22 protein-coding genes and 1 pseudogene are annotated in these 26,102 nt (G+C 66.2%); 18 read left to right on the top strand and 5 right to left on the bottom strand.

What is annotated here, in order from left to right; genetic code table 11:
- The first annotated feature begins 26 nt into the window (after positions 1–26).
- The 7 genes from M5I08_RS25375 to M5I08_RS25345 all read left to right on the top strand — a co-directional run bounded on the left by M5I08_RS25375 (position 27) and on the right by M5I08_RS25345 (position 6,261).
- Complete coding sequence (locus M5I08_RS25375) at positions 27–650, top strand: IS607 family transposase (RefSeq protein ID WP_219070934.1); 624 nt, start codon at positions 27–29, stop codon at positions 648–650.
- Entirely contained in the window at positions 643–2,331 is a 1,689-nt protein-coding gene (locus M5I08_RS25370; protein WP_249763509.1) for a transposase, read from the top strand. Before M5I08_RS25375 ends, M5I08_RS25370 begins: the two co-directional genes overlap by 8 nt.
- Positions 2,332–2,478: 147 nt before the next feature.
- Positions 2,479–2,913, top strand: a complete 435-nt coding sequence (gene tnpA / locus M5I08_RS25365; protein ID WP_370328681.1) for an IS200/IS605 family transposase — start codon at positions 2,479–2,481, stop codon at positions 2,911–2,913.
- Positions 2,910–4,427 (top strand): RNA-guided endonuclease InsQ/TnpB family protein, encoded by a 1,518-nt coding sequence (locus tag M5I08_RS25360; RefSeq protein WP_219070654.1) that lies wholly within the window; start codon positions 2,910–2,912, stop codon positions 4,425–4,427. Before tnpA ends, M5I08_RS25360 begins: the two co-directional genes overlap by 4 nt.
- A 36-nt stretch (positions 4,428–4,463) precedes the next feature.
- Positions 4,464–4,724, top strand: coding sequence for a helix-turn-helix domain-containing protein (locus M5I08_RS25355; RefSeq protein ID WP_249763508.1), 261 nt, complete (start codon positions 4,464–4,466; stop codon positions 4,722–4,724).
- A 146-nt stretch (positions 4,725–4,870) separates the two neighbouring features.
- On the top strand, positions 4,871–5,623 hold the full coding sequence (locus M5I08_RS25350) for a hypothetical protein (protein WP_219070658.1): 753 nt from the start codon (positions 4,871–4,873) through the stop codon (positions 5,621–5,623).
- Complete coding sequence (locus tag M5I08_RS25345) at positions 5,620–6,261, top strand: hypothetical protein (protein ID WP_219070660.1); 642 nt, start codon at positions 5,620–5,622, stop codon at positions 6,259–6,261. Before M5I08_RS25350 ends, M5I08_RS25345 begins: the two co-directional genes overlap by 4 nt.
- 980 nt (positions 6,262–7,241) lie before the next feature.
- Here the strand turns inward: M5I08_RS25345 and M5I08_RS25340 are convergent.
- A complete protein-coding gene (locus M5I08_RS25340; RefSeq protein ID WP_249763507.1) occupies positions 7,242–8,582 on the bottom strand; it encodes an IS256 family transposase in 1,341 nt (446 codons plus the stop codon).
- Between the two features lie 145 nt (positions 8,583–8,727).
- Between M5I08_RS25340 and M5I08_RS25335 the strand changes: the two genes are divergently transcribed.
- Positions 8,728–9,210, top strand: coding sequence for a hypothetical protein (locus M5I08_RS25335; protein ID WP_219070165.1), 483 nt, complete (start codon positions 8,728–8,730; stop codon positions 9,208–9,210).
- Between the two features lie 22 nt (positions 9,211–9,232).
- On the opposite strand, the gene M5I08_RS25330 is transcribed toward M5I08_RS25335, so the two are convergent.
- Positions 9,233–9,511, bottom strand: coding sequence for a hypothetical protein (locus tag M5I08_RS25330; protein ID WP_249763506.1), 279 nt, complete (start codon positions 9,509–9,511; stop codon positions 9,233–9,235).
- A gap of 815 nt (positions 9,512–10,326) precedes the next feature.
- On the opposite strand from M5I08_RS25330, the gene M5I08_RS25325 reads away from it, so the two are divergent.
- Complete coding sequence (locus tag M5I08_RS25325) at positions 10,327–10,725, top strand: pyridoxamine 5'-phosphate oxidase family protein (protein ID WP_219070161.1); 399 nt, start codon at positions 10,327–10,329, stop codon at positions 10,723–10,725.
- Between the two features lie 75 nt (positions 10,726–10,800).
- Here M5I08_RS25325 and M5I08_RS27195 read toward each other — a convergent pair.
- A pseudogene (locus M5I08_RS27195) lies at positions 10,801–10,902 on the bottom strand (hypothetical protein); the annotation flags it as partial.
- A gap of 45 nt (positions 10,903–10,947) precedes the next feature.
- Positions 10,948–11,310 (bottom strand): group I truncated hemoglobin, encoded by a 363-nt coding sequence (locus M5I08_RS25320; protein WP_219070159.1) that lies wholly within the window; start codon positions 11,308–11,310, stop codon positions 10,948–10,950.
- Positions 11,311–12,254: 944 nt separating this feature from the next.
- Between M5I08_RS25320 and M5I08_RS25315 the strand changes: the two genes are divergently transcribed.
- The 8 genes from M5I08_RS25315 to M5I08_RS25280 all read left to right on the top strand — a co-directional run bounded on the left by M5I08_RS25315 (position 12,255) and on the right by M5I08_RS25280 (position 22,658).
- Complete coding sequence (locus M5I08_RS25315) at positions 12,255–14,399, top strand: molybdopterin oxidoreductase family protein (protein ID WP_249763505.1); 2,145 nt, start codon at positions 12,255–12,257, stop codon at positions 14,397–14,399.
- Entirely contained in the window at positions 14,392–14,745 is a 354-nt protein-coding gene (locus tag M5I08_RS25310; RefSeq protein ID WP_219070157.1) for a molybdopterin oxidoreductase, read from the top strand. The genes M5I08_RS25315 and M5I08_RS25310 overlap by 8 nt, the downstream gene beginning before the upstream one ends.
- 28 nt (positions 14,746–14,773) lie before the next feature.
- Positions 14,774–17,290: a nitrite reductase large subunit NirB gene (nirB, locus tag M5I08_RS25305; RefSeq protein WP_219070155.1), complete on the top strand. Its 2,517-nt coding sequence runs from the start codon at positions 14,774–14,776 to the stop codon at positions 17,288–17,290.
- On the top strand, positions 17,287–17,619 hold the full coding sequence (locus M5I08_RS25300; RefSeq protein WP_219070153.1) for a Rieske (2Fe-2S) protein: 333 nt from the start codon (positions 17,287–17,289) through the stop codon (positions 17,617–17,619). The genes nirB and M5I08_RS25300 overlap by 4 nt, the downstream gene beginning before the upstream one ends.
- Before the next feature lie 114 nt (positions 17,620–17,733).
- A complete protein-coding gene (locus M5I08_RS25295) occupies positions 17,734–19,152 on the top strand; it encodes an MFS transporter (RefSeq protein WP_219070167.1) in 1,419 nt (472 codons plus the stop codon).
- A gap of 177 nt (positions 19,153–19,329) precedes the next feature.
- Positions 19,330–20,718: a nitrate/nitrite transporter gene (locus M5I08_RS25290; RefSeq protein WP_219070152.1), complete on the top strand. Its 1,389-nt coding sequence runs from the start codon at positions 19,330–19,332 to the stop codon at positions 20,716–20,718.
- A gap of 82 nt (positions 20,719–20,800) precedes the next feature.
- Entirely contained in the window at positions 20,801–21,952 is a 1,152-nt protein-coding gene (locus M5I08_RS25285; RefSeq protein ID WP_219070150.1) for a uroporphyrinogen-III synthase, read from the top strand.
- A gap of 1 nt (position 21,953) precedes the next feature.
- Entirely contained in the window at positions 21,954–22,658 is a 705-nt protein-coding gene (locus tag M5I08_RS25280) for a sirohydrochlorin chelatase (RefSeq protein WP_219070148.1), read from the top strand.
- Between the two features lie 290 nt (positions 22,659–22,948).
- Here the strand turns inward: M5I08_RS25280 and M5I08_RS25275 are convergent, their stop codons facing one another.
- Positions 22,949–24,316, bottom strand: a complete 1,368-nt coding sequence (locus tag M5I08_RS25275; protein ID WP_249763504.1) for an ISL3 family transposase — start codon at positions 24,314–24,316, stop codon at positions 22,949–22,951.
- Between the two features lie 265 nt (positions 24,317–24,581).
- Between M5I08_RS25275 and tnpC the strand changes: the two genes are divergently transcribed.
- Positions 24,582–26,078: an IS66 family transposase gene (gene tnpC / locus M5I08_RS25270; protein ID WP_249762852.1), complete on the top strand. Its 1,497-nt coding sequence runs from the start codon at positions 24,582–24,584 to the stop codon at positions 26,076–26,078.
- Positions 26,079–26,102: the final 24 nt, after the last annotated feature.

Here is a 26,102-nt window from a genome sequence, read left to right as displayed (position 1 = left end):
GACGTTCTAGTGAGTATGCTGACGTCGTGAACTTGACCGAGTGGGCGCGTGGGCAGGGTGTTCATCCGCAGACGGCGTATCGCTGGTTTCGGGAGGGAACGCTGCCGGTGCCGGCGGTGCGGGTCAATGCCCGGACGGTGTTGGTGTCCCCGGAAGTGTCCTTAGGTTCGACGGTTGCCGCGTTCGGGTTGTACGCACGAGTCTCGTCTCATGATCAGAAGGCAGACCTGGATCGTCAGGTGGCGCGGCTGACCAGCTGGGCCGCCGGGGCGGGGGGTGCGGTGGTGCGGGTGGAGGCTGAGGTCGGGTCCGGGATGAACGGATCACGCGCCAAAGTACGGCGGCTGTTGGCCGACCCGAAGGTGACCGCAGTGGTGGTCGAGCACCGGGATCGGTTGGGGCGGATGAACACCGAGCTGGTGGAGGCGGCACTTTCCGCGCACGGCCGCCGGCTGGTAGTGCTCGACGACGGTGAGGTCGACGACGATCTGGTGCGCGACATGGTGGAGGTGCTCACAAGTTTCTGTGCGCGACTCTATGGTCGCCGCAGTGCTCGAAACCGTGCGTTGAAGGCGGTCGGCTGCGCGCAGCGTGATATCGGCCCGAAGGCGGTTGTCGGTGCCGCGAGCAAAGATAACGGCCGTGAGTAAACGTGCGTTGCGGCGGATCGGTGATCCAGTGGTGGCGGCCGGGCCCCGCGGTGTTCGCGTGCGCACCCGGCTGCATCTGACCGAGGAGGAAGCTGCAGCTCTTGGTGAGGTTGGCCGGTACCTGGGTTCGGTATATCGGCGAGAGCTGACGCACCGGATCGCGCTGGGCCGCATGGACCGTAAGCAGCACAGCGTTTGGCGGGCCGAGCGTAAGCAGGCGGTGACGGCGGTGGCGTCGTCGCGGTGGGCCGGTGCGATCACCCGCGCGGTCGAAGACCAGTACCAGCTCGGGATGCGCGCCCTGGACGCCGAGGTCACCGATTTGCAGGCCGCGATCGTCGTGCTGGAATCCCGGTGTGCGCTGCGCCCGGGTGAGGTCGGCGGCCTGGATCGGGATGTTGCTGGTGGGCCGCGGCGGCGGTCACGGCGAGCGGTGCGCGGTTATCGCTCGGCGGCCGAGCGATTCTCCAAGACCCGTCGCCTGGCGGCCCTACTCGGGCGTCTGGCCGCCGCGCAGGCCGCGTTGGCCGCGGGCCGGCCGTCGATCACCGTGGGCGGGAACAGGTTATGGCGCACCCGGCAGAACCTGGCCGCCGCGCAGTACAGCGAGCAGCAGTGGCGGGACCGTTGGGATGCCGCCCGCATGTTCCTGACCGCCGACGGTGAATCCGGCAAGACCGGCGGTAACGAAACGATCCGCGTCGACGAGTCAGGTCATCTCCGGATCAAAGTTCCTGCCGCCCTCGCGATCCGGTTCGGCACGCACCTACACATTGCCGACCCGGTGACATTCAACCACCGTGGCAACGAGTGGGCAGCCCGGGCGGCCGGCCGGCGGGCGGTGCGCTACGACATCAGCTTCGACCCAGCGAAAAGCCGCTGGTATCTGGACGCCTCCTGGATCACAATCCGCGAACCAGCCCCCACACTCGACGAGCTACGCGATCACCGGGTGCTCGGGGTGGATCTCAACGCCGATCACCTAGCCGCCTGTGCCCTGGACTCCTCAGGAAATCCGATCGGTGAACCAGCAACCATCGCGGTCGAGACTGCCGGGCTGCGGGCGTCACGGCGTGATGGGCGGGTCCGTGCGGCGATTACCGCGGTGCTTGATATCGCTGATCGGCAGCAATGCAGCGCGGTCGTGGTCGAGAACCTCGATTTCGCCGACGCCCGCTCCTCCGGACGCGAAACACTCGGCCGCGGCAGGCGGGGAAAACGACTTCGTCGCACCGTTGCCGGCATCCCCACTCGGCGTTTCCGGGACCGGCTCACCGCCATGGCCGCCCGCCGCGGTGTTGCGGTGATCGGCGTCGACCCGGCTTACACCAGCATGTGGGGCCGCCAACATTGGCGGAAACCCTTGCAGCAGCAGACTTCCGATCCAGACGTCGTGACCGTGCATCACGGTGCGGCGGCTGCGATCGGCAGACGTGGACTCGGCCAGCCGATCAGGCGGCGGCCGGCAGGACCCCGCACCCAACAGCGGATGCGTGCGGGCACTCCACCGGCCAGACCCGATCAGCCACCGAGCACCACACGACGGTGCCGTAGTTCTGGCTCACCGACACGCCCACCACGACGACGAGGCATGCCGGTCCACCAGACAACACCCACCGCCAGCGGCCAACACCGTTCGGGCCGCAACACCGAGCAAAACTCAGTTTCGCTCAGTGCTTAGGAACGGTTTATCGTGAGATCTATGCAGTACCGGTCAACGCGTAAAGCGGTGTTTTCGGTGAAGTACCACCGGTGAGCCCCGAGGGGGCCGGTCGCTTTAGCGGCCGGGGGAATCGGGGCGTAGGTGAACAGCGGGGTGAGGCGAGTTTTGTCGGTGTCGTTGCGCGGTGTGTCAGGTCAGCGGTTTCGTCGCACGCCGGGAGGCGTGTGCTCGCTTGGGCTGCATTTGGTGTGGTGCCCGAAGTATCGACGCCGGATTCTGGGCGGGCGCATAGCGGCCCGGTTGGACGAATTGCTGGAGCAGATCGCCGCCGAGCACGGCTGGCAGATCGTCGCCAAAGAGGTGATGCCCGATCACGTGCACCTGTTTGTGCGGGTCGGGCCGGCCGACGCGCCAGCGTCGGTGGTGCGCGCGTTCAAGGGCCGCACCGCGCGCGTGTTGCGCCAAGAATTTCCGTATCTGCGAAGCCGCGCGAAGGTGTTGTGGTCGCCGGCGTATTTCGCCGCCTCGGTCGGGTATGTGTCGGAGACGACGGTGCGCCGCTACATCGAGCATCAGTGGGATGCGGTGTTGGCGTCATGAGCCAGAAGGTGAAAATCACCCGCGCCCGCCTGCACGGCAGCCCCGTGTACTTGGGCGATGTGACTGGGCCGGATGGCACGGTTGCGCCGGTGTGGTCGGCGGATCCGGCTCGGGTGGTGGGCTGGTTGTGTGATGGGTTCCGGTTCCGGTTCAACCAGCGCCGCTCGACCCGCTGCCGGTATCTAACGTGCGAGGACCGCGACGGGCAGCCGGTGATGGTGAGCGATCCGGCCGACGTGCCGGTGCTGGTGCCGATCGGTAACACCGTCACCGACATCACCGACGCGCAAGCCCGCAGCCGGCACAGTTTCCTGGCGGCGATGCCCGGTTATGTGTTGGAAGCGACACTGAAAACCGAGGCGACGGACTGGTTTTCGGCGGCCAAACGCCGCAAAACCAACGTCGCTAACGGCCGTAAGGCCGGGGCGATGCCCGGCTTCCGGCGCAAGGACTCTGATCGGCGGTTTGTGTGCTGGTTCAACGGTGGCCGCAACGCGGTCTTCACCAAGACGGGCCGCCGCTCTGGCATGGTGACGATCAGCGGGGCCAACCCGAAACCGCACCGCGCACCCGGGGTTGGACCGGATGGCAAGCCGCACAAGCCGGCCTGGAAAGTCACACTGCATGTGCGGCTGTCGCAACCAATCCGGGACTACACGTCAGTGCGGGTGAACTGGACACGCCGCGAGTTGGTGCTCGTCAACGAGCCGCTACCGGTCACCGGCAAGGCTCGCACGGGTGAGGTGATCGGGATCGACCGCGGTGTGGTGCACACCGCCGCCGATGACCGCGGCCGGTTCTACGACGCACCCGACACCGCCGCCCTCGAGAAGCGGCGGAAGTTTCATCAGCGGCGGATGGCCAAGTCTAAGCAGGTCGCCGCGGTGCAGGGGCGCCGGTTTTGGGAGTCGAAACGCTACCAGGCGCACAAGGCCGCCGCCGCGGGCCTGGCCGCTAAACAGGCGCTGGTGCGTGAGGAATTCGCGCACCAGCTCAGCACCGGCCTGGTGCGTGGGCATGATTTCATCGGGATCGAGAAGCTGTCGCTGGATCGGATGACCCGGCGGGGTAAAGGCAAAGGGGCCGCGGCCAAACGCGGCCTCAACCGGGTGCTGGCGCGCGCCGCGCTTGGCCGGCTCGCCAAGTGCATCGAGTACAAAGCCGATCTGGCGGGGGTGGCTTTCGTTGAGGTGCCGCCCGCCTACACCAGTCAGCGGTGCCACAAGTGTGGGCACACAGCACGGGAGAACCGCGAAAGCCAAGCAGTCTTCTCCTGCAAGGTGTGTGCCTGGACCGGCAACGCTGACACCAACGCCGCGGTGAACGTGCGTGAGGAAGCCCTCACACGCTGGGCAGCGGAGCGAACCGAACAACTGGCTGGGACATCCGGTTTCTCACCGGGCGGCGTAGCCGTCAGCCAGGCGGGGAGCAAGAGTAAGACCGACCCCCTCACGGGTCCGGCCCCTGGGCCGGCGGCATCTGCGATGAACCGCAAACCACCCAACGCCGCCTAACGGCCAAGGGAATCCACCGCTTTCAAGCGGTGGAGGATGTCAAACGACACGGGAAGCCGGATGCCAGGCCACATTCACGCCCTCTGCGATGACGTCAGGGCCCAGCTCGCCGAGGCGATCAATCAGCAAATCGTCAACAACGGCTGGACCCAAGCCGAAGCAGCCCTGCGTCTTGGCGTCAAACAACCTCGGATTTCACACCTGGTTAGCGGTCAGACAAAGCGCTTCACCGTCGACGCCTTACTGAATATGGCCACTCTTGCGGGCCTGCAAGTCGAAGTCCGCGTGAAACACTAAAACAGAGCCACAGCCCCCAACGCCGGGCATGACGTCGAAGCCGGCTCCGATGACACAGACCGCGGCCGGCCCCCGTTGGACAACCAGCCCCCGCCCGGCCGAGCTCCTGTGGAAAACCCCCCATCACGCGCTTAACGTCAAGAACTATGCCCGCCGCCCCAGACGCCGCGATCCCTGACAACCTGCGCGGCGCGGTGAACGCGGTCCACGCGGCCGCAGCCGACGCCCAGCGACGGCGCGAAGAAGCCGAACTAGTCGAACGCGAGATCCTCGGCCTGGCCTACTTGGCGATGCGCCGCCACGGATTCAGCGACCACTACGCCGCCAGCCAACTTGGTCACAGACCAACCGAACTCAAGTCATACGCCAAAGCAATCCGATGGTTCACCCTCGAACACAACGTATCGCGCTCACAAATCGAGCAACTCTGGCGCACCGCCCGCCTGGCCGCCAGCACATGGTTTGAATCCGAAACCATCACCTCCAGCAGGGACGTCATCTTCAACAACAACATCGACGACATCGACTACCCTCTGCCGGTGAGCACACTCGATACCGATGGCGCCGAATTCGTCCATCAGCGCACCGGGGAGAAACTCCTCGTCTACTGCCCGCAACGGTGGAACGGCACACCCACCCAGTCCGACGGCCAGCACGTGCGCTGGGACCACAAAGGCCGCTACCGCATCGAATTCATCAGCGCCGCAGGCGAACGCGGAACACTCGCCCCCGCCACACTCGGCCTCACCGAAGCCGACACCCAATTCGACACAAGCACGCCCAAACGCCGAGGCGACCACGCCACCACCTTCGCCCGCATCATCACCGCCATCCGCCGCACCCACGCAATCCTGCCGCCCTACAACCTCACCGCCATCGAAGGCCTCAACCTGCGATGACCAGCAACGACGAGCAAGCCCCACCTACCTGGAGCAGCGACCTCGCCGGCCACCTCACCCACACCGAGGCATCGATCACCGAATTCCATTACCACAGCACAAAACTCACCCTCCTACGCCTACATCTCCTCAGCGCCCGCGACGGAACACTGACCGGCACCTGGCGCGACGAACTCACCAAGACCGCAAACCCCCCCGGCGGCAGCCGTCCCAACGACAGCCTTCCCGACGAACACCGCCAAGCCCACGCCAACGCCATTCAAGACCTAGCGGCCACCCCACCCGCCGATTGGGAACCTGACCAGGGCGTGGGCTGGCGACAATCGCTGGAAGCATGGTTCGACGCCATCAAACAATGCTTCACCGACATCGAACACACCGAACAGCAACTCCGCGCTCAAACCGGCATCACCATCGCCGCCCACATCGTCAACACCAGCATCGACCAAGACCTCGCCACGGCGTCCTACCGCGCCGGCCTGGCCGCCGGCGGCCTCGACGTCGACTGGTACGACTGGCTCATCGACCGCGTCGGCAACTGGACCGACACACGCCGCCGCGACTACCAACTCGACCTCATGACACTAGAACCCAACTATCGCGACACCGTCCAGCAACTTCCCACTTACTGGCGGTAGGGGAGGGGCTACACGGCCCCGCGATGATCAACGATCCGAGACTGCCTCATCGGATCAGTGGTCACCACTCGCAAAACGCCGAAGCTGCTGCCCCGCATCGCTAAACCGCTCCGCAGCCTCTCGGACAATCGCGCGCGCCTCATCGATCCGGGCGATTCCAGCCTGGAGTAACGAACCCTTACCAGCGACGGAACCCGACTGCTCAGCAAAAGCAGACTTGTCCTGAGCCCACGCAGCCTCGAGCGCATCAAGAGCACTATGCGCTTCCCGTGAGATCGCCCCCGCGGCAGCGACAGCCCCCGCCGCGCCACTACGGGCCAGATCAAGATCCGAACGCTGCCCCGCCAGACGCCCAGCCGGCACCGCCACAACCTCGGCAGCGGGCCCCTCCCAACCGTCAGGAACAACCAACGGCTGACCACCACCGACCGCAGGCCAATCCACCGGGCCCTCACCACTACCCAGGAGCTGCCGTGCAGCCTCGATAACCGCCTCGACAGACCCCGAAAAAAACGTCATCGCCACTCACCATCACAGCCAGCCAGGGGCCACGCGAAATCACTGCCGTCGACCGCGCCAGCCAACCGAGGTGCGGCGGCGGACCGCGTCCGACCCGACGCACGGCGAATCACCGAAGCACTTACCACCTGGTCAAGAAAGCCGCCCAGCACACTGCCAGTATCACCTGCACGAAATATGCCGTCAATCGACTACGCACACGTCCCAACCGGGCATGACCATCAACCTCAGCGCTACGGGCCTGACGCAATTACCCGACCAGATCCCAACCCGCCGCGGGCAACAAGCAACAAGCAATCCTGCCGCGCCTGCTACACGATCCTTGACAGGCCCCGAGCCACCGCAAGGTCCTCTTGAAACCGCCTGAACAGGCCTCAAGGATCGACTACATAGGCCACTTGGCATCGCAGTCCGGGACTGTCCGATATTCGGTGTAAGTGGCATTTCTCGGATTTTCTCGGTCAGCGTTCTTCTGCAGCTGGCATGCGATCGGCGAACGTGATCGCCAGGGCGTTGAGCGCTGGTTTCCAGCGTACGGCCCACTTCGTCTGCCCGGTACCCTTGGGATCCAGTGACCGGGTCACCAGGTAGAGCGCCTTGAGTGCCGCCTGCTCGTTTGGGAAGTGTCCACGTGCTCGCACCGCCCGTCGGTAGCGCGCGTTGAGGCTCTCAATTGCGTTGGTAGAGCACAACACTCGACGGATCTCGACGTCGTAGTCCAGGAAAGGGATGAACTCGTCCCACGCGTTGTCCCACAGCCGCTTGATCGCCGGGTAGGGCTTGCCCCACTTCTCGGCGAACTCCTCGTAACGCATCCGGGCCTCGGTCGCGTTGGCCGCGGTGTAGATCGGCTTGAGGTCGACGCTGATCTTGTCCCAGTACTTGCGCGAGGCGTACCGGAAGGTGTTGCGGATCAGGTGAATGATGCAGGTCTGCACCGTGGCCAGCGGGAACGCCGCAGACACGCTGTCGGGCAACCCTTTTAGCCCGTCGCAGACCAAAAAGAAGATGTCCTTGACACCGCGATTCTTCAGGTCGGTCAGCACCGCCAGCCAAAACTTGGCTGACTCCCCGTCGCCGTCGCCGGCCCACATCCCCAGGATGTCCTTGTTGCCGTCGAGGTCCACACCGATCGCGGCGTAGACCGGCCGGTTGCGGACCTGGCCGTCGCGGATCTTGACCATGATCGCATCGATGAACACCGCGGCGTACACCTTCTCCAGCGGCCGTGACCACCACGTCTGCATCTCCTCGATCACCCGGTCGGTGATCCGTGAGACGGTGTCCTTGGACACCGAGGCCCCGTAAACGTCGGCGAAGTGAGCCGAAATCTCGCCTGTGGTAAGGCCTTTGGCGTACAGCGACAGCACCACCCGATCCACGTCGGAGACCCGACGTTTACCCTTGCCGACCACTACCGGCTCGAAGGTCCCGTTGCGGTCGCGGGGCACCTCGATCTCGACTTGCCCGCACGCATCGGTGATCACCTTCTTGGTGCGAGAGCCGTTGCGCGAGTTGCCACTTCCGCGGCCGGCCGCGGCGTGCTTGTCGTAACCGAGATGCTCGGTCATCTCCTCTTCGAGTGCCGCTTCCAGCACCGTCTTGGTCAGCGCTTTGAGCAGCCCCGCCGGACCGGTCAGCGCGACCCCCTCGGCGCGCGCCTGGCGTACCAGATCGCCCACCAGCACCCGCTCGGCCCCGGACAGCTCACGGGCCGCAACGGCCGCCTCATCCACGTTCTCGCCAGCCTGGGCCGGCGACTCCTTCACCTGGGCATCCACGCCCTTGAGTGTGTTCGTCATCACAGCGATTCCTTCTGCCCCACGCCGGGGCGGTCAGAACCACTTACACCAAATCAGCGATAGACCCCGCAGTCCTCGACGAACCTCGTCGAGGACACTCAACGCCGCTCCGGTGGCGGTACCAACAAGACAGGAGTTGGGCGAGATGTTCACGACTGCGAGAGATGATCTTTCAATACGGGCATCTGTACTGAATGCGGTCTTTGGACAGTCGATCGAACGTCAGCCAGCCTCGCTAGTGCCTATGAGCTCTCCGGTAACGGTAGATCAGAAGGGAGACAAGATGAATGAGCTGAACGGCGCCCGAATGACTGACGGTGATCGCCAGTTAGAGGCTGTTGCTGCGAACATCATCCACCAGGTTGGGGACGCGCTTTATGAAGCCCTGCCTGCCGACGTGGCGCACGATCACTTCGTCGACGCCCGTCAGGCCACCAACGACCGTGCCATCGACTTTGCGAAAGAGTTGATCAGTGGCTATGCCAAGCGCACTGTCGAACCAGTTCCGTCGAATCCGGACCGGGCGCTGGGAATGGCGCACCGACTGGTCGCGTCAAGTTGCAGCGGCTGTCCTGATCGCGATATCAACCCTCGGCCTCGACCGTGCCGCAGTCGCGCCACGTGGTAGGACAGACTCGTCTCGCCGCCTCTCAGAACTTGCTCAATACATCGCGGACACGCCCATGGCGAGTTGGGCGATCGACGGTGTCGGTGTCCACGGCGTCAATACAGCCGATCTGCGGACATTTCTGCGGCCCGACATCGTGGGCGTTCGGCACCGCGAGCCCCGCATCGGTGAAGGCTGCCACGAGCTCTCCGACGGTCGTCGTATTGAGGATCGCCGCGCCACTGGGGTGGCGGGTCTGGTGGTCACTGCCGGAGGTTTGGGCACCGCACGCCGCAACCACAAGACCGGCCACCGAAACCACCGTGGCCAGAAGCCGACTGGCGGTGCGTGCCTCCGCTCTCGCGCGGCGCGAAGGCCCTCGCACACCTCGACGCGCCGTCATCGACATCCCATAACCTTCCCCTGGCTGACGCCGAAGCGGTGCCGGACCGCAGTTCGGAGCGATACCGCGATGCCTGGCGTTATCACGCGGTGGCAGGCCAGGCGCACCTACCGCGCTTATTGGCCGCGAGGGTAGCCCCTGGCGCCGCCGGCACAGGCTCACTTCAACCGACAGTGCTTCCGTGTGGGTCGGCAGGCACCACACTGTGGAAGGTCACCGGCATCTCGCAGTCTCTCGGCCTTCTCTGGTTTGAGGACTCCACGGCAGACGCACACTTCGACGTGTGGCTGGCGCTTTTTGATCACGCCGATAGTGTCGGTCACCCGCGTGATATCACGGTCGCTCGGTGCGCGACCGCAACCTAAATCCGGGCAGGACAGTCAACACTCACGCTGTCCATCGCATATCCCCCGGGCGAGACTCGGCACGCGCATCCCAGCTACGATCTGGCCCGGTTGCGTATCAGCGGGCTCGTCACCCGCATCTCCGCTAAGAATCGCTACCGGCTCACCGGCGATGCACTCCGGTTCGCGATCTTCTAGACCAAACTGCACGACCGGCTGCTGCGCCCCCTCCTCGCCGCGCTATTGCTACGAAAGGCCTTGCACACCATCGACATTCACCTCACAGACACCATCGACCAGGCTCGCCCTACTACCCGAAACAGCGGAAAACTCAAGGCACTGTCGAAGTTCTAGCGACCGAGGATCGCTAGCTACAGCTAGGGTTGCAACATGGGCGCGAAGAGCGCGAAGAAAGTGGATCTCAAACGCCTGGCCGCTGCCTTGGGCGATTACCGGTTTGCCTATCTCATCACCGTCGATGACGGCTATCGCGTGCATACGGTGACGGTCGAACCGGTGCTGCGCGACGGCAAAATGGACGTCGGGCTCATCAGGGGGCGTACCCGCAATAACCTTGCCGATCGTAACGACGTCACCCTGTTGTGGCCACCGCGCGAGCCGGGCGGCTACTCGCTCATCGTCGACGGACGGGCCGAGGTGACGGACTCCGGTGATGACACCACTGCGCTCGAGGTCGTGCCGAGCCGCGCGCTGCTGCATCGGAACGCGGACTCGCCCGCGAGCGCGAAAGGCTGCCTGCACGACTGCGTGGTGTTCTCCGAGCCGTAGAGCGGCGGGTCCACGGCGCTAGACGCGAAACGAAAGCCCGGTCGCCAGATGGGGACCGGGCTTTCGTAGCCGAACCTAGAAGTCCTTGCCGCCCATGCCGCCGGTCGGGTCGGCCGCGGGAGCGGCCGCCTTCTCCGGCTTGTCGGCAACAATGGCCTCGGTGGTCAGGAACAGCCCGCGGCCTGGGTCGAATCGCGCAGTCGGTGGTGAGCGCCTGGGCAGTCAGGCGTGCACGCTGGCGATATCGGAGGCCAGCGGAGCGATCGCACCAATAATCTGTTCGACGGTGTCACCCGGAACGCCGGCCGCGCTCAGGCTGTCGCTGAGATGTCCGGCGACCAGGTTGAAGTGATGCATGGTGATTCCGCGGCCCTGGTGGACCTGGCTCATCGACGCTCCGGTGTAGGGTTCGGGGCCGCCAAGGGCGGCGGCGAAAAACTCCACTTGTTTACCTTTGAGGCGCGCCATGTTCGTGCCGGTGAAGAAGCTGGCCAATTCGTCATCGGCGAGTACCCGGTCATAAAAGTCCTCGACGACCGTCTCTAGTGCCTCTGCACCGCCGATCTGCGCATAGATGCTGGGCATTCGTCATCCTTTTGGCGTTGTGATGCCCATTAGCAGACGACACGGCGGTTGCAGGGTGGTTGTGCTGGGGTAGCCGAGTCGCTACGAAGACTTCACCACCGCGATGCGTCCGCCGTGAGGAGAACCGTTGCTGTCAGATCTGAGGACTCGTCAGGCACGGCGGACCGTGTCAGCATCCTCGACGGAATGGAAGATTGCGAACAGATCCTTTTAGGTGAAACGGTTACCAGTGCGGTCTCAACTGGTCGTCCCTCGGACTCCGGCAAGGCAAAATGCGATGTCCGCTTCGCCTGCCTGCTGCGGCGGCCAACACCAGGACGTCAACGCCGGCGGGATCGACCTTCGTCACGGCCGACAACTCGATAACCCAGCAGCGGCCGCGGGTGCGCCAGCTCTCTCGCCATGAGGCGTGAGCGCATTCGTGTTGGGCCGCATACGAACCGGAACTGACCCCATACCGGTCACGAACATCTCATCAGTGGCGCCGCCAGCAACTCCGGCTTGCAAACAAAGCCCCCTGCCTTCTCCGTCAGGAATACGTTGTCTAGGATTGTGGACCCCGTTGTCTCGGCGAATGTTGCTGCGGCGGTTGGTTATTCGTATTCTGGCCGCCCTGCGTCCGGTATGTCTGAGCCGTCGCGGTGCGTTGTCCCACCATGAACCGGCATTGTTCGGATAACGTTCCGGCAATGTGATCGACACGATAAAAATTGCTCACCTCACCGGCGAGACCGACGTGAACCATCACGTTAACCGGGTAGGCATGGATGTCGATGTTGTGCCCGGTCCGGTGGCATAGAGCACGGGTCGCATAGCGGCTGATCAAACGGCTGGATTTATCTCCGACTCGTGTAGGCAACACGGCGGAAACGCCGCAGATCTAGCTTTGCTTCTATACACCCGCGTTCGAACTTCGGAGACGTCTGCCATGGCCCAAGAGCACTGTGCGGGAGATTGGTGTGGTGACGCCGGTGTCGGGGCCGACTAAGACGCACTGTCCATATTGTTCGCTGCAGTGTGGCATCACACTCGACGCCACCACCGCGCCAGTAACTTTGGCGGCGCAGGAGGATTTTCCGACCAATCTGGGCGGGTTGTGCGCGAAGGGTTGGACCGCGGCGGAGTTATTGGATCATCCAGCCCGCCTGACTCAGCCGTTGGTGCGTGATTCGCGCGGTGAACCGTTGCGGCCGGCGGATTGGGACGACGCGTTGGACCGCATCGTCGAGGCATTCAACCGGTCGCGGGACACTTACGGTCGCGACAGTGTCGGGTGTTTCGGCGGTGGCGGATTGACCAACGAGAAGGCTTACCAGTTCGGCAAGTTCGCGCGGGTGGCCTTGGGTACGTCGGCGATCGACTACAACGGCCGGTTCTGCATGTCTTCGGCCGCCAACGCAGCCACACGCGCTTTCGGCATCGACCGCGGGATGCCGTTCCCGCTGGCAGATCTCGCCGAAGCCGACGCGGTGCTGCTGGTGGGGTCGAATCCGGCGGACACGATGCCACCGGCGATGCAGTTCCTCGACGCCGGCCGTGCCCGCGGCGCCCGCCACATCGTGATCGACCCCCGTGCCACCGGCACAGCGCGTGTCGCTGCGCTACACCTGCAGCCCGTCCCGGGCACCGACCTGGCCCTGGCCAACGGCATGCTGCATATCGCGATCCGCGAAAAGTTGATCGATGAAAGCTATATCGCCGACCGCACAACCGGTTTCGATGCGGTCCGCCGTGTGGTGCGGCTGTACTGGCCGGACCGGGTCGAACGAATCACCGGCGTCCCCGAGAAGGATCTTTACGACTCGGTGCGAATACTGGCCGACGCCGAGCACGCGATCATCCTCACCGCGCGAGGCGCCGAGCAACACCGGTCCGGCTCGGACACCGTCATCGCATTCATCAATCTCGCTCTGGCCCTTGGGCTACCCGGGCGCCGTTTTTCCGGCTACGGCACGGTGACCGGACAGGGCAACGGGCAGGGCGGTCGCGAACACGGGCAGAAGGCCGACCAGCTGCCGGGCTACCGACGCCTGGATGACCCGGTTGCCCGCGCCTACGTCGCCCGAATCTGGGGCATCGATCCCGACGACCTGCCGCAGCCCGGTCTGTCCGCCTACGAGATGCTCGACCGACTCGGTACCGACGGCGGGGTGCGCGCCCTGTGGGTGATGGCCTCGAACATCGTGGTGTCGGCCCCCCGTTCGGCGCACGTCACCGAGCGGATCCAGGCGCTGGATTTCCTGGCGGTATCGGACTTCTTCCTCTCGGAGACTGCCGAGTTGGCCGATGTGGTGTTGCCAAGCGCGCAGTGGGCCGAGGAGACCGGCACCATGACCAACCTCGAGGGCCGGGTCATCCTGCGCGAGGCCGCGCTTCCCCCGCCGGCGGGGGTCCGGACCGACCTGCAGGTGATGCGGGCACTCGCCGAGCGGCTGGGCAGGACCGGGTTTTCCGACGTTCCCGAAGAGGTGTTCGACGAGCTGCGTCGCGCCAGCGCGGGCGGCAAGGCCGACTATGCGGGGATCAGCTATGGGCGCATCAGAACCGAGCAGGGCGTGTTTTGGCCCTGCCCGTCCCCCCTGCATCCCGGCACACCGCGGTTGTTCACCGAGGACTTCCCGACCAGGGGCCGGCGGGCCCAGTTCCATCCAGTCGAGCAGATCGGGGCGGCCGAGCTGCCCGACGCCGACTACCCGTACTACCTGACGACGGGCCGGTTGCTGCGCCAGTACCAGTCCGGTGCCCAGACCCGGCGGGTCGCTTCGCTGGCCGAGGCCGAACCCGAAGCGGTGGTCGAAATGCACGACACGCTGGCTCGACGGATAGACGTCAAGGCCGGCGACCTGGTGCGGCTGCGGACCCGGCGCGGTAGCGCGGTGATGACGGCCCGCATCGTGTCCGGCATCCGGTCGGACACCGTATTCGCGCCGTTCCACTGGGGCGGCGAGGGCAACGCCAACATTCTCACCAACCCGGCCCTGGACCCGTACTCGCGGATGCCCGAGTTCAAGGTGTGCGCGGTCGCCCTTGATCGCGCCGACGTCACCGACCCCGACCCCTATTACGAAAGTGGGACAGCCGATGCCTGACAGCAGCACCCCCCGATTCCTGCAAGGGATCTTCGAGTTCGAAGGGAAGGGCTTGCACGATCCGTTTCTGTTGGACGGCTCGCTGAGCTATGTGGTGCCGCCGGGCGCGACCGCGCAGCCGGTGTACTTCCGCGGCGGAAACAGCACCGACGAGATGATCAGTGTGATCCTGGTCCGCGACGGCAAACCGATGCGCTACTTCCCGATCGCCGCCAAAGGCGCCACCCATGTGGCGTTGCGGGTGGTCGAGGATCTGCTGGCCGACACCGTCATCGAAGTCTTCATCGCTGCCCCTGAAGGGGCCAGCGGCACGGTGATCGTCGACCTCGGCCTGGTCGAAATCTGAGACTGCTGCGAACGGAAGGACATTCGAGATGACCACCCTCCTGCAACCCTCCGCCAACCATGACGGCCGGCAGCCGGCCGCGAAAGCGCGGCTGGTTGTGATCGGCAACGGCATGGCCGGTGCGCGCGCTGTTGAAGAAATCCTGACCCGCAACGGCCGAGAACTGTTTGACATCACCGTGTTCGGTGATGAGCCCTACGGCAACTACAACCGCATCCTGCTCTCGAACGTGCTGGCCGGCGCCGACGACACCGACGAAATCTATCTCAACCCGGTCGACTGGTACACCGACAACGACATCGATCTGCGCGCCGGCGTCCGGGTGGTGCGGGTCGACCGGTTCGCCCGCATCGTGCAAGCCGACGACGGCACGTCGATGCGCTACGACCGGCTCATCATCGCCACCGGAAGCCGCTCCTTCTTCCCGCCCATGGACGGCATGTGGGCCGACAACACGACGCTGACGTCGGGGGTGTTCGGGTTCCGCAGCCTCGACGACTGCACCGCGATGATTGACTACGCGGCAGGTAAGTCGAAGGCCGTGGTCATCGGGGGTGGCCTGCTCGGTCTGGAGGCTGCTCGCGGCCTGCAGAACAGGGGCTTGACGGTCGATGTCGTGCACTCCCCGCCCACCCTGATGAACGCGCAACTCGACGATGCTGCTGGCGCGATCCTGCGCCGGTCAGTGGAGAACATCGGCATCACAGTTCACACCGAGAAGCGGACGACGCGGGCCCTCAGCCGCGACGGTTCGGTGTGCGGGATCGCCTTCTCCGACGGCACCGAAATCGACTGCGACATGCTCGTCGTCTCCGCCGGCATCCGGCCAAATGTCGGACTCGCCCAACGCGCCGGCCTCACCGTGGAGCGGGCCATCGTCGTCGACGACCACATGCGCTCGATCGATGACGACGACATCTATGTCGTCGGCGAATGCGCGCAACACCGCGGCCAGGTCTATGGGCTGGTCGCGCCGCTGTGGGAACAAGCGGTCGTGCTGGCCGACCACCTGACCGGAACCGACAAGCGTGCCGTCTATCACGGATCCCGGATGGCGACCAAACTCAAGGTCGCCGGCGTCGACGTCGCCGCGATGGGACTCAAAGCACCCGAACACGACGACGACGAATTCGTCCAGTTCTCCGAGCCCAAACACGGCATCTACAAGACCATCGTGATCCGCGACGGCAAACTTGTCGGCGCCACCCTTGTTGGCGACGTCCGCAAGGTTGCGTTCCTCATGCAGGCCTTCGACCGCGGGCTGCCGCTGCCCGAGGAGCGCATCTCGCTGATGTTCGACATCGGCACCCCCGAAGCCGCGGTCGGCGCCGCTGAGCTGGCCGATGACGCGCAAGTCTGCAACTGCAACGGCGTCAGTAAGTCCGCCTTGGTCGCCTGCGTGGTCGGTGGCGAGAAGTCGGTCGCCGGGGTGATGACTGCGACCCGCGCCGGCAAGGGATGCGGTTCCTGCAAGGGCCTCGTGGCACAGATCGTCGAATGGGCGGCCGGCGGTGTGACCGAGGAAGACCCGTCGGCGAACTGGTACGTGCCGGGGATCCCGTACGACAAACCGGAACTGATGCGGCTGATCCGCGACCTCGGACTGCACTCGGTGTCCTCGGTGTTCGCCGCGCTGGCACCAGACGGGCGCGAGGACGCGCACTCGAAGATGGGGTTGGCATCGCTGCTGCAGATGATGTGGGCCGACGAGTACGTCGACGAGCGCGACGCCCGTTTCGTCAACGACCGGGTGCACGCCAACATCCAGCGCGACGGCACTTTCTCGGTGGTGCCGCAGATGAAGGGTGGGGTAACGAACTCGGCGCAGCTGCGCAAGATCGCCGACGTCGCCGACAAGTACGCGGTGCCGATGATCAAGCTCACCGGTGGCCAACGCATCGACCTGCTCGGCCTGCGGAAAGAAGACCTGCCTGCGGTGTGGGCCGACCTGGACATGCCGTCGGGATTCGCCTACGGCAAAAGTTTCCGAACCGTCAAGACCTGTGTCGGAACGGATTTCTGCCGCTTCGGCGTCGGCGATTCCACCGCGCTCGGCATCGCGATCGAGGAACGGTTTCAGGGCATCGCCGGACCGGGAAAGATGAAACTCGCCGTCACCGGCTGCCCCCGCAACTGCGCCGAAGCGCTATGCAAGGACCTCGGGGTGGTGGCCGTAGACGGGGGACGCTGGGAGATCTATGTCGGTGGCGCCGCGGGCGCGCACGTGCGCAAGGGCGATCTGCTGGCCACCGTCGCCAGCCCAGACGAGGTGATCGCGCTGACCGGGCGGTTCCTGCAGTACTACCGGGAGAACGCCAACTGGCTCGAACGCACCTACGCGTGGGTGCCGCGGCTCGGCATCGACAGAATCCGGGCGGTCGTCGTCGACGACAGCGACGGGATCGCCCAGCGATTGGACACCGAGATGCAGAGGGCGATCGACTCCTACCGCGATCCATGGAAGGACGGCGCAAACCCGGTTACGCCGGGCCAATTCCGCACGTCGCTACCACTAACTGTCTTGCCGAAGGTGCCGGTCCGATGACCTCCCACGTCGTCGGCACCCTCGACGAGATCCCCATCGGGGAGGGCCGCGCGTTCGCGGTCGACGGGACGGAGATCGCCGTGTACCGCCTGCGCGACGGGTCCTTACGAGCACTCGCCGCGGTCTGCCCGCACAAGGGCGGTCCCCTCGCCGACGGACTGATGGACGGCCGGGTCGTGGTGTGCCCGCTGCACGGCCACACCTACGACCTCATCACCGGCACCGAAGTCGGCGGCGATGATGCGGTGTGCGCCTACGCCGTCAGCGCCGCCGACGACGGAACCATTCTTGTCGAAACTGCTGCACCTCCCGAGCACACACGGCGGTAACACCGCACGGTTACCGTCACCTGGAATTCATCGCGGACAACGCCACCGCAACGCCGCCTTCCTACGGTTGACGTGTTCGACCCTAAGGAGCCCGCGGTGGCCACGACCGACACGATTCCAAAAATCCGGACCAGGCCGGGCCAGCATCACATTGCTGACTGGGACCCCGAAGACGTCCCCGCCTGGCAGGCCGGCGGCAAGAAGATCGCCCGCCGCAACCTCATCTGGTCCATATTCGTTGAGCACATCGGCTTCTCGGTGTGGTCTATCTGGTCGGTGATGGTGCTGTTCATGCCCACCGCCGTTTACCACATCGATGCCGCCGGCAAATTCTTGCTCGTCGCCATGCCCACGCTCGTCGGCGCGGTGTTGCGGCTGCCCTACACCACGGCGGTGGCCCGGTTCGGCGGGCGCAACTGGACCATCGTCAGCGCCCTGGTGTTGCTGATCCCGCTGCTGCTGACCCTGTACTTCATGGCGCATCCGGGCACCTCATTCACGACGTTCATGATCGTCGCCGCCGTCGCCGGTTTCGGTGGCGGCAACTTCGCGTCCTCGATGACCAACATCAACGCGTTTTACCCGCAACGGCACAAAGGGTGGGCGCTGGGCCTCAACGCGGGAGGCGGAAACATCGGTGTGCCGGTGATCCAACTGGTCGGCCTGCTGGTGATCGCCACCCTGGGCAACCGGTCGCCGAGTGTGGTGTGCGCGGTATACCTGGTGCTCGTCGGTGTCGCGGCGCTTGGGGCAGCCCTGTTCATGGACAACCTCGACAACCAGAAGTCGAACGCGCGCTCCATGCTGGAGGTCCTACGCTTCCCGGATTCTTGGGCGATCTCGTTTCTCTACATCGGCACCTTCGGTTCGTTCATTGGCTACAGCTTCGCGTTCGGGCAGATCTTGCAGATCAATTTCCTCGCCGCCCCTGACACCACCGCCGCCGGCGCCGCGTTACATGCGGCGCAGATCGCGTTCATTGGCCCGCTGCTGGGCTCACTCAGCCGGCCGATCGGCGGCTGGCTCGCCGACCGGCTCGGGGGTGGCAAAATCACCTTGTACTCGTTTGTCGCCATGGCGGTGTTCGCCGGAATCCTGGTAATCGCCGGCACCCGCCACGACGGCACCACCCGAGGAGCAACCAGCGGCGGCATCATGGTCGCCTACGTCATCGGGTTCGTGGCGTTGTTCATCATCTCCGGTATCGGTAACGGCTCGGTCTACAAGATGATCCCGGTTATCTTCGCCGCCAAATCGATCCGGCTAACCGATATGACCTCGGTCGAGGCAGCCGCCTGGGCACGCACCATGTCGGGCGCACTGATCGGCATCGCCGGCGCGGTCGGAGCGCTCGGCGGCGTCGGCATCAACCTGGTCCTTCGGGCCTCCTACGCCGGTGCGGCGAAATCGGCGACGATGGCGTTTTGGGTTTTTCTCGGCTTCTATGTGCTGTGCGTCGCCCTGACGTGGCTGGCATATGTGCGCCCCGCCACACACGGCCGCCCGGCGCGCGAAACCGTCCCGGTGGCTTAGCTTGCCCACACATGAAATGGCTGCGGCCAATCCGGGACCGAGCAGCACGCCTCGCTCACAACGCGCCGCGCCCGGGCGTGAGAGTGATTTCACGGGGGCGACACCGCGGGCAGCCGGGAAGCAACATTGCGTCCCTACTTTCAAGAGGCGAGACAGCCGAACCAGGAGGAGACCGCGGTGGCGCGATCGCACACGATCACAGGATGGAACCCGGAGGACCGGGCCGCATGGGCGGCGGGCGGACAGAGGATCGCTCGGCGCAATCTGCTGTGGTCCGTCGTGGCGGAGCATGTGGGTTTTTCGGTGTGGTCGCTGTGGTCGGTGATGGTCCTATTTATGCCGCAGAGCGTGTACGGTCTCACCGCGGCGGATAAGTTCCTGGTCGCCGCGACCGCGACGCTGGTCGGCTCGGTACTGCGGTTGCCCTACACCATGGCCACCGCGCGTTTCGGCGGCCGCAACTGGACCATCTTCTCCGCCTGCGTACTCGTCGTGCCGGTGGTTGCGACGATCGTCGTGGTCGCGAATCCCGGTCAGCCGCTGTGGGTTTACCTGGTGTGCGCGGCGCTCACCGGCCTAGGCGGCGGCAACTTCGCGTCGTCCATGACCAACATCAACGCGTTCTTCCCGCAGCGCCTCAAGGGCTGGGCGTTGGGCGTGAACGCGGGCGGCGGGAACATCGGCGTTCCCGCCGTCCAGCTGGTCGGCCTTTTCGTGATCGCGATCGCGGGCAACCGACAGCCGTACTGGGTGTGCGCGTTCTACCTCGTGGCGCTGGTGATCGGCGCGATCGGCGCCGCCCGGTTCATGGACAACCTCGACATCGTGTCCGTTGACACCGCCGCGATGCGGGCGGCGCTGCGCAACCGCCACACCTGGCTGGTCAGCCTGCTGTACATCGGCACCTTCGGTTCGTTCATCGGCTTTTCGTTCGCGTTCGGCCAGGTGCTGCAGATCTCGTTCGCGTCGGGCGGGCAGAGTGCGGCGCAGGCGTCGCTGCACGCGGCGCAGATCGCGTTTGTCGGCCCGCTGCTGGGCTCGATTTCGCGGATCTACGGCGGCCGGTTCGCCGACAGGATCGGCGGCGGAACGGTCACGTTATGGGCGTTTGCGGGCATGATCGGTGGCGTTGGGATCCTCGGCGTCACCGCGACGGTCGCGGGCCGTCAGACCACCGCGGTGACCATGACCCTGTATGTGGTCGGATTCGTGGTCCTGTTCTTACTCAGCGGCATCGGCAACGGCGCGGTATATAAGATGATTCCGTGCATCTTCGAGGCCGCGTCGCGCTCGCTGGACGCCGACGAGAAGACCCGGGCCGACTACTCGCGTTCGATGTCTGGCGCAGTGATCGGCATCGCCGGCGCGGTCGGCTGCCTCGGCGGCGTGGCGATCAATCTGGTGCTCCGCGCCTCGTATCTGGCCAACGGCAGCGCCACCGTCGCCTTCTGGGCTTTCGGCGCGTTCTACGTGATCGCAGCTCTGGTCACCTGGCGGGTGTACGTGCAGCTGCGCCAAGGTGCAACGGCTGCCGATCAGCCCGTGCGGGCCCCGGCCCGTGCCTGAGCGGTCACTTACCATTGACCGGTCCGGCAGCCGCCCGACCGGGCGGCTGCCGGAGCCTCGGTTCCTGACTGAAAGCGACTGTATGACCAGCCCGGAAGCGTCTTCGCTGACGGGCTTCACCGTGGCCATCACCGCCTCCCGTCGGGTGGGCGAGTTCGCGACCATGCTGTGTCGCCGCGGTGCCAACGTCGTGACCGCCGCCGCCATCCAGATGGTGCCGCTCGTCGACGACACCCGTCTGCGCGCCGCCACCGACGACGTGATCGCGACGCCGCCCGATGTCCTCATCGCGACCACCGGCATCGGTTTCCGCGGCTGGGTCGAGGCGGCCCATGGCTGGGGCGTCGCTGAGGCGCTGCTGGACGCCTTGAGCGGTGCCCGGATCATCTCGCGGGGGCCGAAGGCCGCCGGCGCCCTACGCGCGGCCGGTCTGCGAGAGGAGTGGTCGCCGGTGTCGGAGTCGTCGGAGGAGGTGCTGGCGCATCTCAGCGCCGACGATCTCGACGGCAGGCGGGTCGCAGTGCAGCTACACGGCGCCGTCGACGCCTGGGACCCCATGCCGGGCTTTCGCGACACACTTTCCGAGCGGGGCGCCGCAGTGGTCGCGGTGCCGGTGTACCGCTGGGAGCCGCCCGCGGACCTCGCCGCGCTGGATGATCTGGTCGAGAAGGTCGCACTCGGCAGCGTCGATGCTGTCACGTTCACGTCCGCGCCGGCCGTCGCTTCGTTCTTGATGAGGGCCGAGGAGCTGCGGCTCAGCGAGTCCGTGGCACGTGCCCTGACCACGACCGTGACACCGTTTTGCGTCGGGCCAGTGACCGCGCGCCCGCTGGAGCAGGTCAGGGTGCCGTCCGTGCTGCCCGGCCGAATGCGGCTCGGGGCGCTGGCCCGCATCGTCGCCGACGAACTTCCCCGCCGGCAACCAGATCTCGCCGTCGCGGGGCACACGCTCGGCGTGCACGCCACCTGCGCCGTCGTCGACGGCCAGGTGCGTGACCTGTCGCCCAACTCGCTGACCTTGCTCAAGCTGCTAGCGCGCGAGCCCGGCGCGGTCGTGTCGCGGGATGTGCTGCTCGAGGCGCTCGGCGGTGACGACCCGCACGTAGTCGAGGCCGCAGTCGCCCGGCTGCGGTCCGCGCTCGGCGCCAAGGAGCTCATCGCCACGGCAGTGAAGCGCGGATACCGCCTCGCCGTGGAATACATGCCCGACGAGGACCTGGGATCGGGAAACTGAGATGACCACGCTGCTCGTGGCCCACGGAACGCGGAACCCCCGGGGCGTCAGGATGATCGGCGACCTCGCGGCGGCCATGGCAGGCGTCCTGAACGAGACGGTGCGGGTCGCGTTCGTCGACGTCCTCGACCCTGCCCCCGCCGACCTGCTCGGGACCCTTCACGACGAGCCGATCGTGCTCGTGCCCGCCTTGTTGTCCAGCGGCTACCACGTCCGCTGCGATTTGCCGCGGCACGTCGCGGCGTCCGGGCATCCGGCAGTCACGGTGACGCCTGCGCTCGGTCCTTCGTCGGAGCTGGCCCGCGCGATGCTCGACCGGCTGCTCGAGGCGGGCTGGCGTCGCGACGATCACGTGGTCCTGGCCGCCGCCGGCACCAGCGACCCCCACGCGCAAGGCGAGGTGCGGGCCGCGGCCGCGATGCTGTCTGCGCTGGTCGGCGAGCGGGTTTCGATCGCCTTCGCCGCGCCGTGCCGCGACGGCTCCGGGTACCCGTCGGTGCCCGACGCCGTGGCGCGGGCCCGCCGCTTGGGCGCCCGCCGGGTGGCGGTGGCGTCATATCTTTTGGCCGACGGCGTGTTTCAGGGACAACTGCACGACGCCGATGCCGACGCGGTGGGGGCGCCGCTCGGCCTGCATCCCGCGGTGCTTCGGCTCGCCTGCCGGCGACGCCGGCACGCTGGGCTGCCCGTCCCAGCCCACGCCTGAGATCGGCACCCATGGTGTGCGCTTGCCGCAATGCGCAACCGCTGACTCAGGCGGCTGTCTGACCCGACTGGGACGTGCGTTTCACGGGTTTGCCCTTTGGTGGACAAGTGCACGGCGTGGATGCGGATCGCTCGCTATTGGATGAGATCGTGCGAGACCGTTTACAGGTGAGCGCGTAACTGTTTAGAAACTCCGCCGAGAGCGACTAAGCGAAGAGCAGAATGAAGCGTGGCACTGGCTCAATCGGGCACAAGCGCATAGATGGCGGCTCTTCGATTTTGACCGGGCAATCAGCATGAAGTCTGGGTTGCGGCCCGCTGTCTGCGGGTGCAGTGGAAGCGTATCCGGCGGGCCGAGTTTTCTGTGTTGCGGAATCCGCAGGCGGCCCGTTTGACCTGTTTGACCAGCCGGTTGTAGCCCTCGGTGGCCGCGTTGGTGATGCCGGTGGTGATGAAGGCGTTGATTTCGGACCACCAGGTGTCGACGGTGGTGGCCAGGGTGAGCAGTTCGGGGATTTGGGAGTCGATGCACCAACACAGGAAGCGGTGCAGCCGGTGCCGGGTCAGGTGCGGATCGCCGCCGACGCGCACGGTCGATAGCAGGGTGCGTAGTTCTTCTTTGGCGATCCACGCTGAGAGGATCTGGCCGGTGTTGTCCTCGGCGAGGATCGCGTTCCACATTTTGGCGAAGCTCTTGTCCGACAGGCGTTCCCGGGCACGCAGCAGGCGGCGCCGGTTGGCCCATTCGGGGTCGAGTGTGCGGCCGCGACGATCGCGTAGGTCCCAGGTGACGCGGCGGCGCACCTTGGTCAGCGCGTCGTTGCCGAGCTTGACCAAATGGAAATGGTCGACCACCAGCGTCGCATTGGGCAACAACCCCGGCGTGCGGATCGCCGCCGCGTAGACCGCCGCCGGGTCGATCGCCACGAACTCGATCCCGGCGCGGAACTCCTCGCTGCGTTCGCGCAGCCAGTCGATCACCGCGGCGCCGGTGCGGCCCTCGCGCTGCCCCAGCAGGCCCTGATCGCCGGCCACATCGACGAACCCGGTGTCCCACGGGTCGACCCGCACCCAGCGGCCCGTGGTGGCGCACCGCTGCCAGCGGGGCTTTCCGCGCCGTGTTTCGTCGATGCCGAGCACCCGGACCGGCTCGGGCTCGGCCAGCAGCGCCTCGGCGTGGGCGACGAAGGCGCGGTGGGCGGTCGGCCACGACACCTGATGGGCGGAAGCGACCTCGGCCACCGAGCGGGCCGCATCCCCGATCGCCTTACCGATCGCGGCGCGCAACCGCCCGGTGGTGCGCGCCCGCGGCGGCACCTGCGCGATGGCCTCGGTGAACGAGGACTTCTCGCAATAGTCTTCCCGGCAGCGCCACCGGGTCTTGTTCCAGCGCAGCATGATTCGGTCTTCGCCGTAGGGGATGTCACGCGGCGAGGCGCTCACCCGCTCCTTCACCGAGGTGGACACCACCCCGCACGACGGGCACGCCGCCGCGGTCTCGCTCGCGGTCACCACGTGCACCACCCGCGTCCCATCTGCCCAGCGCTCGACACGCTCAACCTGTACACCTGGCAGCCCAAACAACAATGTCGTACCGTCGATCACGGCCCTTGGCTTCCTTCCTTCGCCTGAGTAATTCGCAACTTCAGACGTAAACATTCAGCCGTTTCGCGGAGGCGGTGAGGTCGCGGCATCTGCGCCTGGGTGGTGGCGCCGAGGCCGTTACGGGTCGTAGCTATGGTCGGTGTTTGTGGCTATCAGGGAAGCTCGTGCAGTGGTCGATGCGCTGGCTGATTGGCAGCCGCGTCGACGTCAGGGGTGTGAACGCGCCGCTGCGACAGTGGTGACTGTCGGTGCTGGTGTGGCTGGTGTGGTCTCGGCGTGTCGCCGGTGATGTTGGTGGTGGGGCTGGTGTGATCTCGGAGTGGCCGCGCCCGAGGAGATGTCGCGTGAGGAGCTGATCGCGCTCGTCGCTGGCCAGGCGGCGCGGATCGCCGAACAGGACGCGCGGATCGCCGAACTGGCCGCGGCCAACGAGGAATCCGCGGCGAGGCTGGCCAGACTGGAGCATCTGCTCTCGCGCAACAGCGGCAACTCGTCGATGCCGCCGTCGCAGGACGATGCCCCAGGCCGCGTGGCGCCGGTGAAGCCGAAGCGTCGGAGCGGGTCGGGGCGGAAGAGGGGCAAGCAGCCCGGAGCCCCGGGGACGCATCTGGCCTGGACCGACGGCCCGGCTGAGCGAGTGGACCGGTTCCCGCAGGGGCGGTGCGGGTGCGGCGCGGAGCTGGCCGGGGCGGCGGATCTGGGGATCGTGGACCGCTACCAGCAGCACGAGATCCCCGCGATCGAAGTGCGGATCACCCAGTACGACCAGCATCGGGTGATGTGCGGCTGCGGCCGGGTGCACACCGCGACCCGCCCCGACGGTGCCCGGTCCGGGCCGGTCGGGTACGGGCCGAACCTGCAGGCTCTCGCGGTGTATCTGATGGTGGTGCAGTTCATCCCCGCGCACCGGGTGGTGGAGCTGCTGGACTCGCTGACCGGCGCCGCCCCCTCGGTGGGGTTCGTGCACGGCATGCTCGCGCGCGCCTCCGCGTTGCTGGCCGAGGTGGACAAACGGATCCGCGCCCTGATCACCCTGGCGTACGCGGTGTGCTGCGACGAGACCCCGCTGCGGGTCGGACCCAGGACCCCCAAGCTCGGCCGGAAGAAGGCCGAGAAGTATCTGCTGGTCGCCTGCACCGAGTGGTGCACCAGTTATCTGGTCGGCGACCGGGATCTGGACACGTTCAAGAGGTCCGTGATCACCGAGCTGGACGGCGCGGTGCTCGTGCACGACCGCTACCAGAACTACGACTCTGCCGCGCTCGGCGATCACACCCATCAGCTGTGCTGTCAGCACCTCGGGCGGGATCTGGGCGATGCCGGCGAGGTCTACCCCGACGCGGAATGGCCGCCCCAGGTCGCTCGGGCGCTGCGCTCGCTGATCCACCAGGCCAACCTCGCCCGCGCCGCCGGTGCCGACGGCATCGACCCCGCCGTGCGTGACAACCTTGTCGGCGAGTTCAAACACGGAGTGCTGGTAGGGCTTTCGGAGACAACCAGCGGCGGCGACCGTCCGGGCGAACGCAAGGCTCGGCTGCTGCTGGAAACCCTGCGCGACCGCGAGGCCGACACGCTGCGCTTCGCCTTCGACCTGCGTGTGCCGCCCACCTCCAACCAGGCCGAACGCGACCTGCGGCCGGCCAAGATCCAGCAGAACATCTCCGGGCGGCTCACCAGCGAGAAACGCACCGAAGACCGCTACCGCATCCGCGGCTACCTGTCCACCGCGGCCAAGCACGGCCGCAACACTTTCGGCACGTTGCGCGAGGCCATCATCGGCCAACCCTGGATGCCACCCGACCCAGCCCCGGCCTGACCGCGGCGCGACAGCGGCCCGACC

Origin of the sequence: Candidatus Mycobacterium methanotrophicum (assembly GCF_023515995.1) — a bacterium.
GTDB lineage: Bacteria > Actinomycetota > Actinomycetes > Mycobacteriales > Mycobacteriaceae > Mycobacterium > Mycobacterium methanotrophicum.
The sequence above is the reverse complement of the archived record's forward strand: the minus strand, read 5'-3'. Positions and strand labels throughout refer to the sequence as shown.

Coding starts and splice junctions, on each gene's coding strand:
- M5I08_RS25360 (WP_219070654.1), top strand. CDS start 2,910: ATGAGCCAGAAGGTGAAAATCACCCGCGCCCGCCTGCACGGCAGCCCC.
- M5I08_RS25345 (WP_219070660.1), top strand. CDS start 5,620: ATGACCAGCAACGACGAGCAAGCCCCACCTACCTGGAGCAGCGACCTC.
- M5I08_RS25275 (WP_249763504.1), bottom strand. CDS start 24,316: ATGTTTACGTCTGAAGTTGCGAATTACTCAGGCGAAGGAAGGAAGCCA.
- nirB (WP_219070155.1), top strand. CDS start 14,774: ATGACCACCCTCCTGCAACCCTCCGCCAACCATGACGGCCGGCAGCCG.
- M5I08_RS25355 (WP_249763508.1), top strand. CDS start 4,464: ATGTCAAACGACACGGGAAGCCGGATGCCAGGCCACATTCACGCCCTC.
- M5I08_RS25325 (WP_219070161.1), top strand. CDS start 10,327: ATGGGCGCGAAGAGCGCGAAGAAAGTGGATCTCAAACGCCTGGCCGCT.
- M5I08_RS25350 (WP_219070658.1), top strand. CDS start 4,871: ATGCCCGCCGCCCCAGACGCCGCGATCCCTGACAACCTGCGCGGCGCG.
- M5I08_RS25340 (WP_249763507.1), bottom strand. CDS start 8,582: ATGACGAACACACTCAAGGGCGTGGATGCCCAGGTGAAGGAGTCGCCG.
- M5I08_RS25310 (WP_219070157.1), top strand. CDS start 14,392: ATGCCTGACAGCAGCACCCCCCGATTCCTGCAAGGGATCTTCGAGTTC.
- M5I08_RS25285 (WP_219070150.1), top strand. CDS start 20,801: ATGACCAGCCCGGAAGCGTCTTCGCTGACGGGCTTCACCGTGGCCATC.
- M5I08_RS25335 (WP_219070165.1), top strand. CDS start 8,728: ATGTTCACGACTGCGAGAGATGATCTTTCAATACGGGCATCTGTACTG.
- M5I08_RS25280 (WP_219070148.1), top strand. CDS start 21,954: ATGACCACGCTGCTCGTGGCCCACGGAACGCGGAACCCCCGGGGCGTC.
- M5I08_RS25300 (WP_219070153.1), top strand. CDS start 17,287: ATGACCTCCCACGTCGTCGGCACCCTCGACGAGATCCCCATCGGGGAG.
- M5I08_RS25320 (WP_219070159.1), bottom strand. CDS start 11,310: ATGCCCAGCATCTATGCGCAGATCGGCGGTGCAGAGGCACTAGAGACG.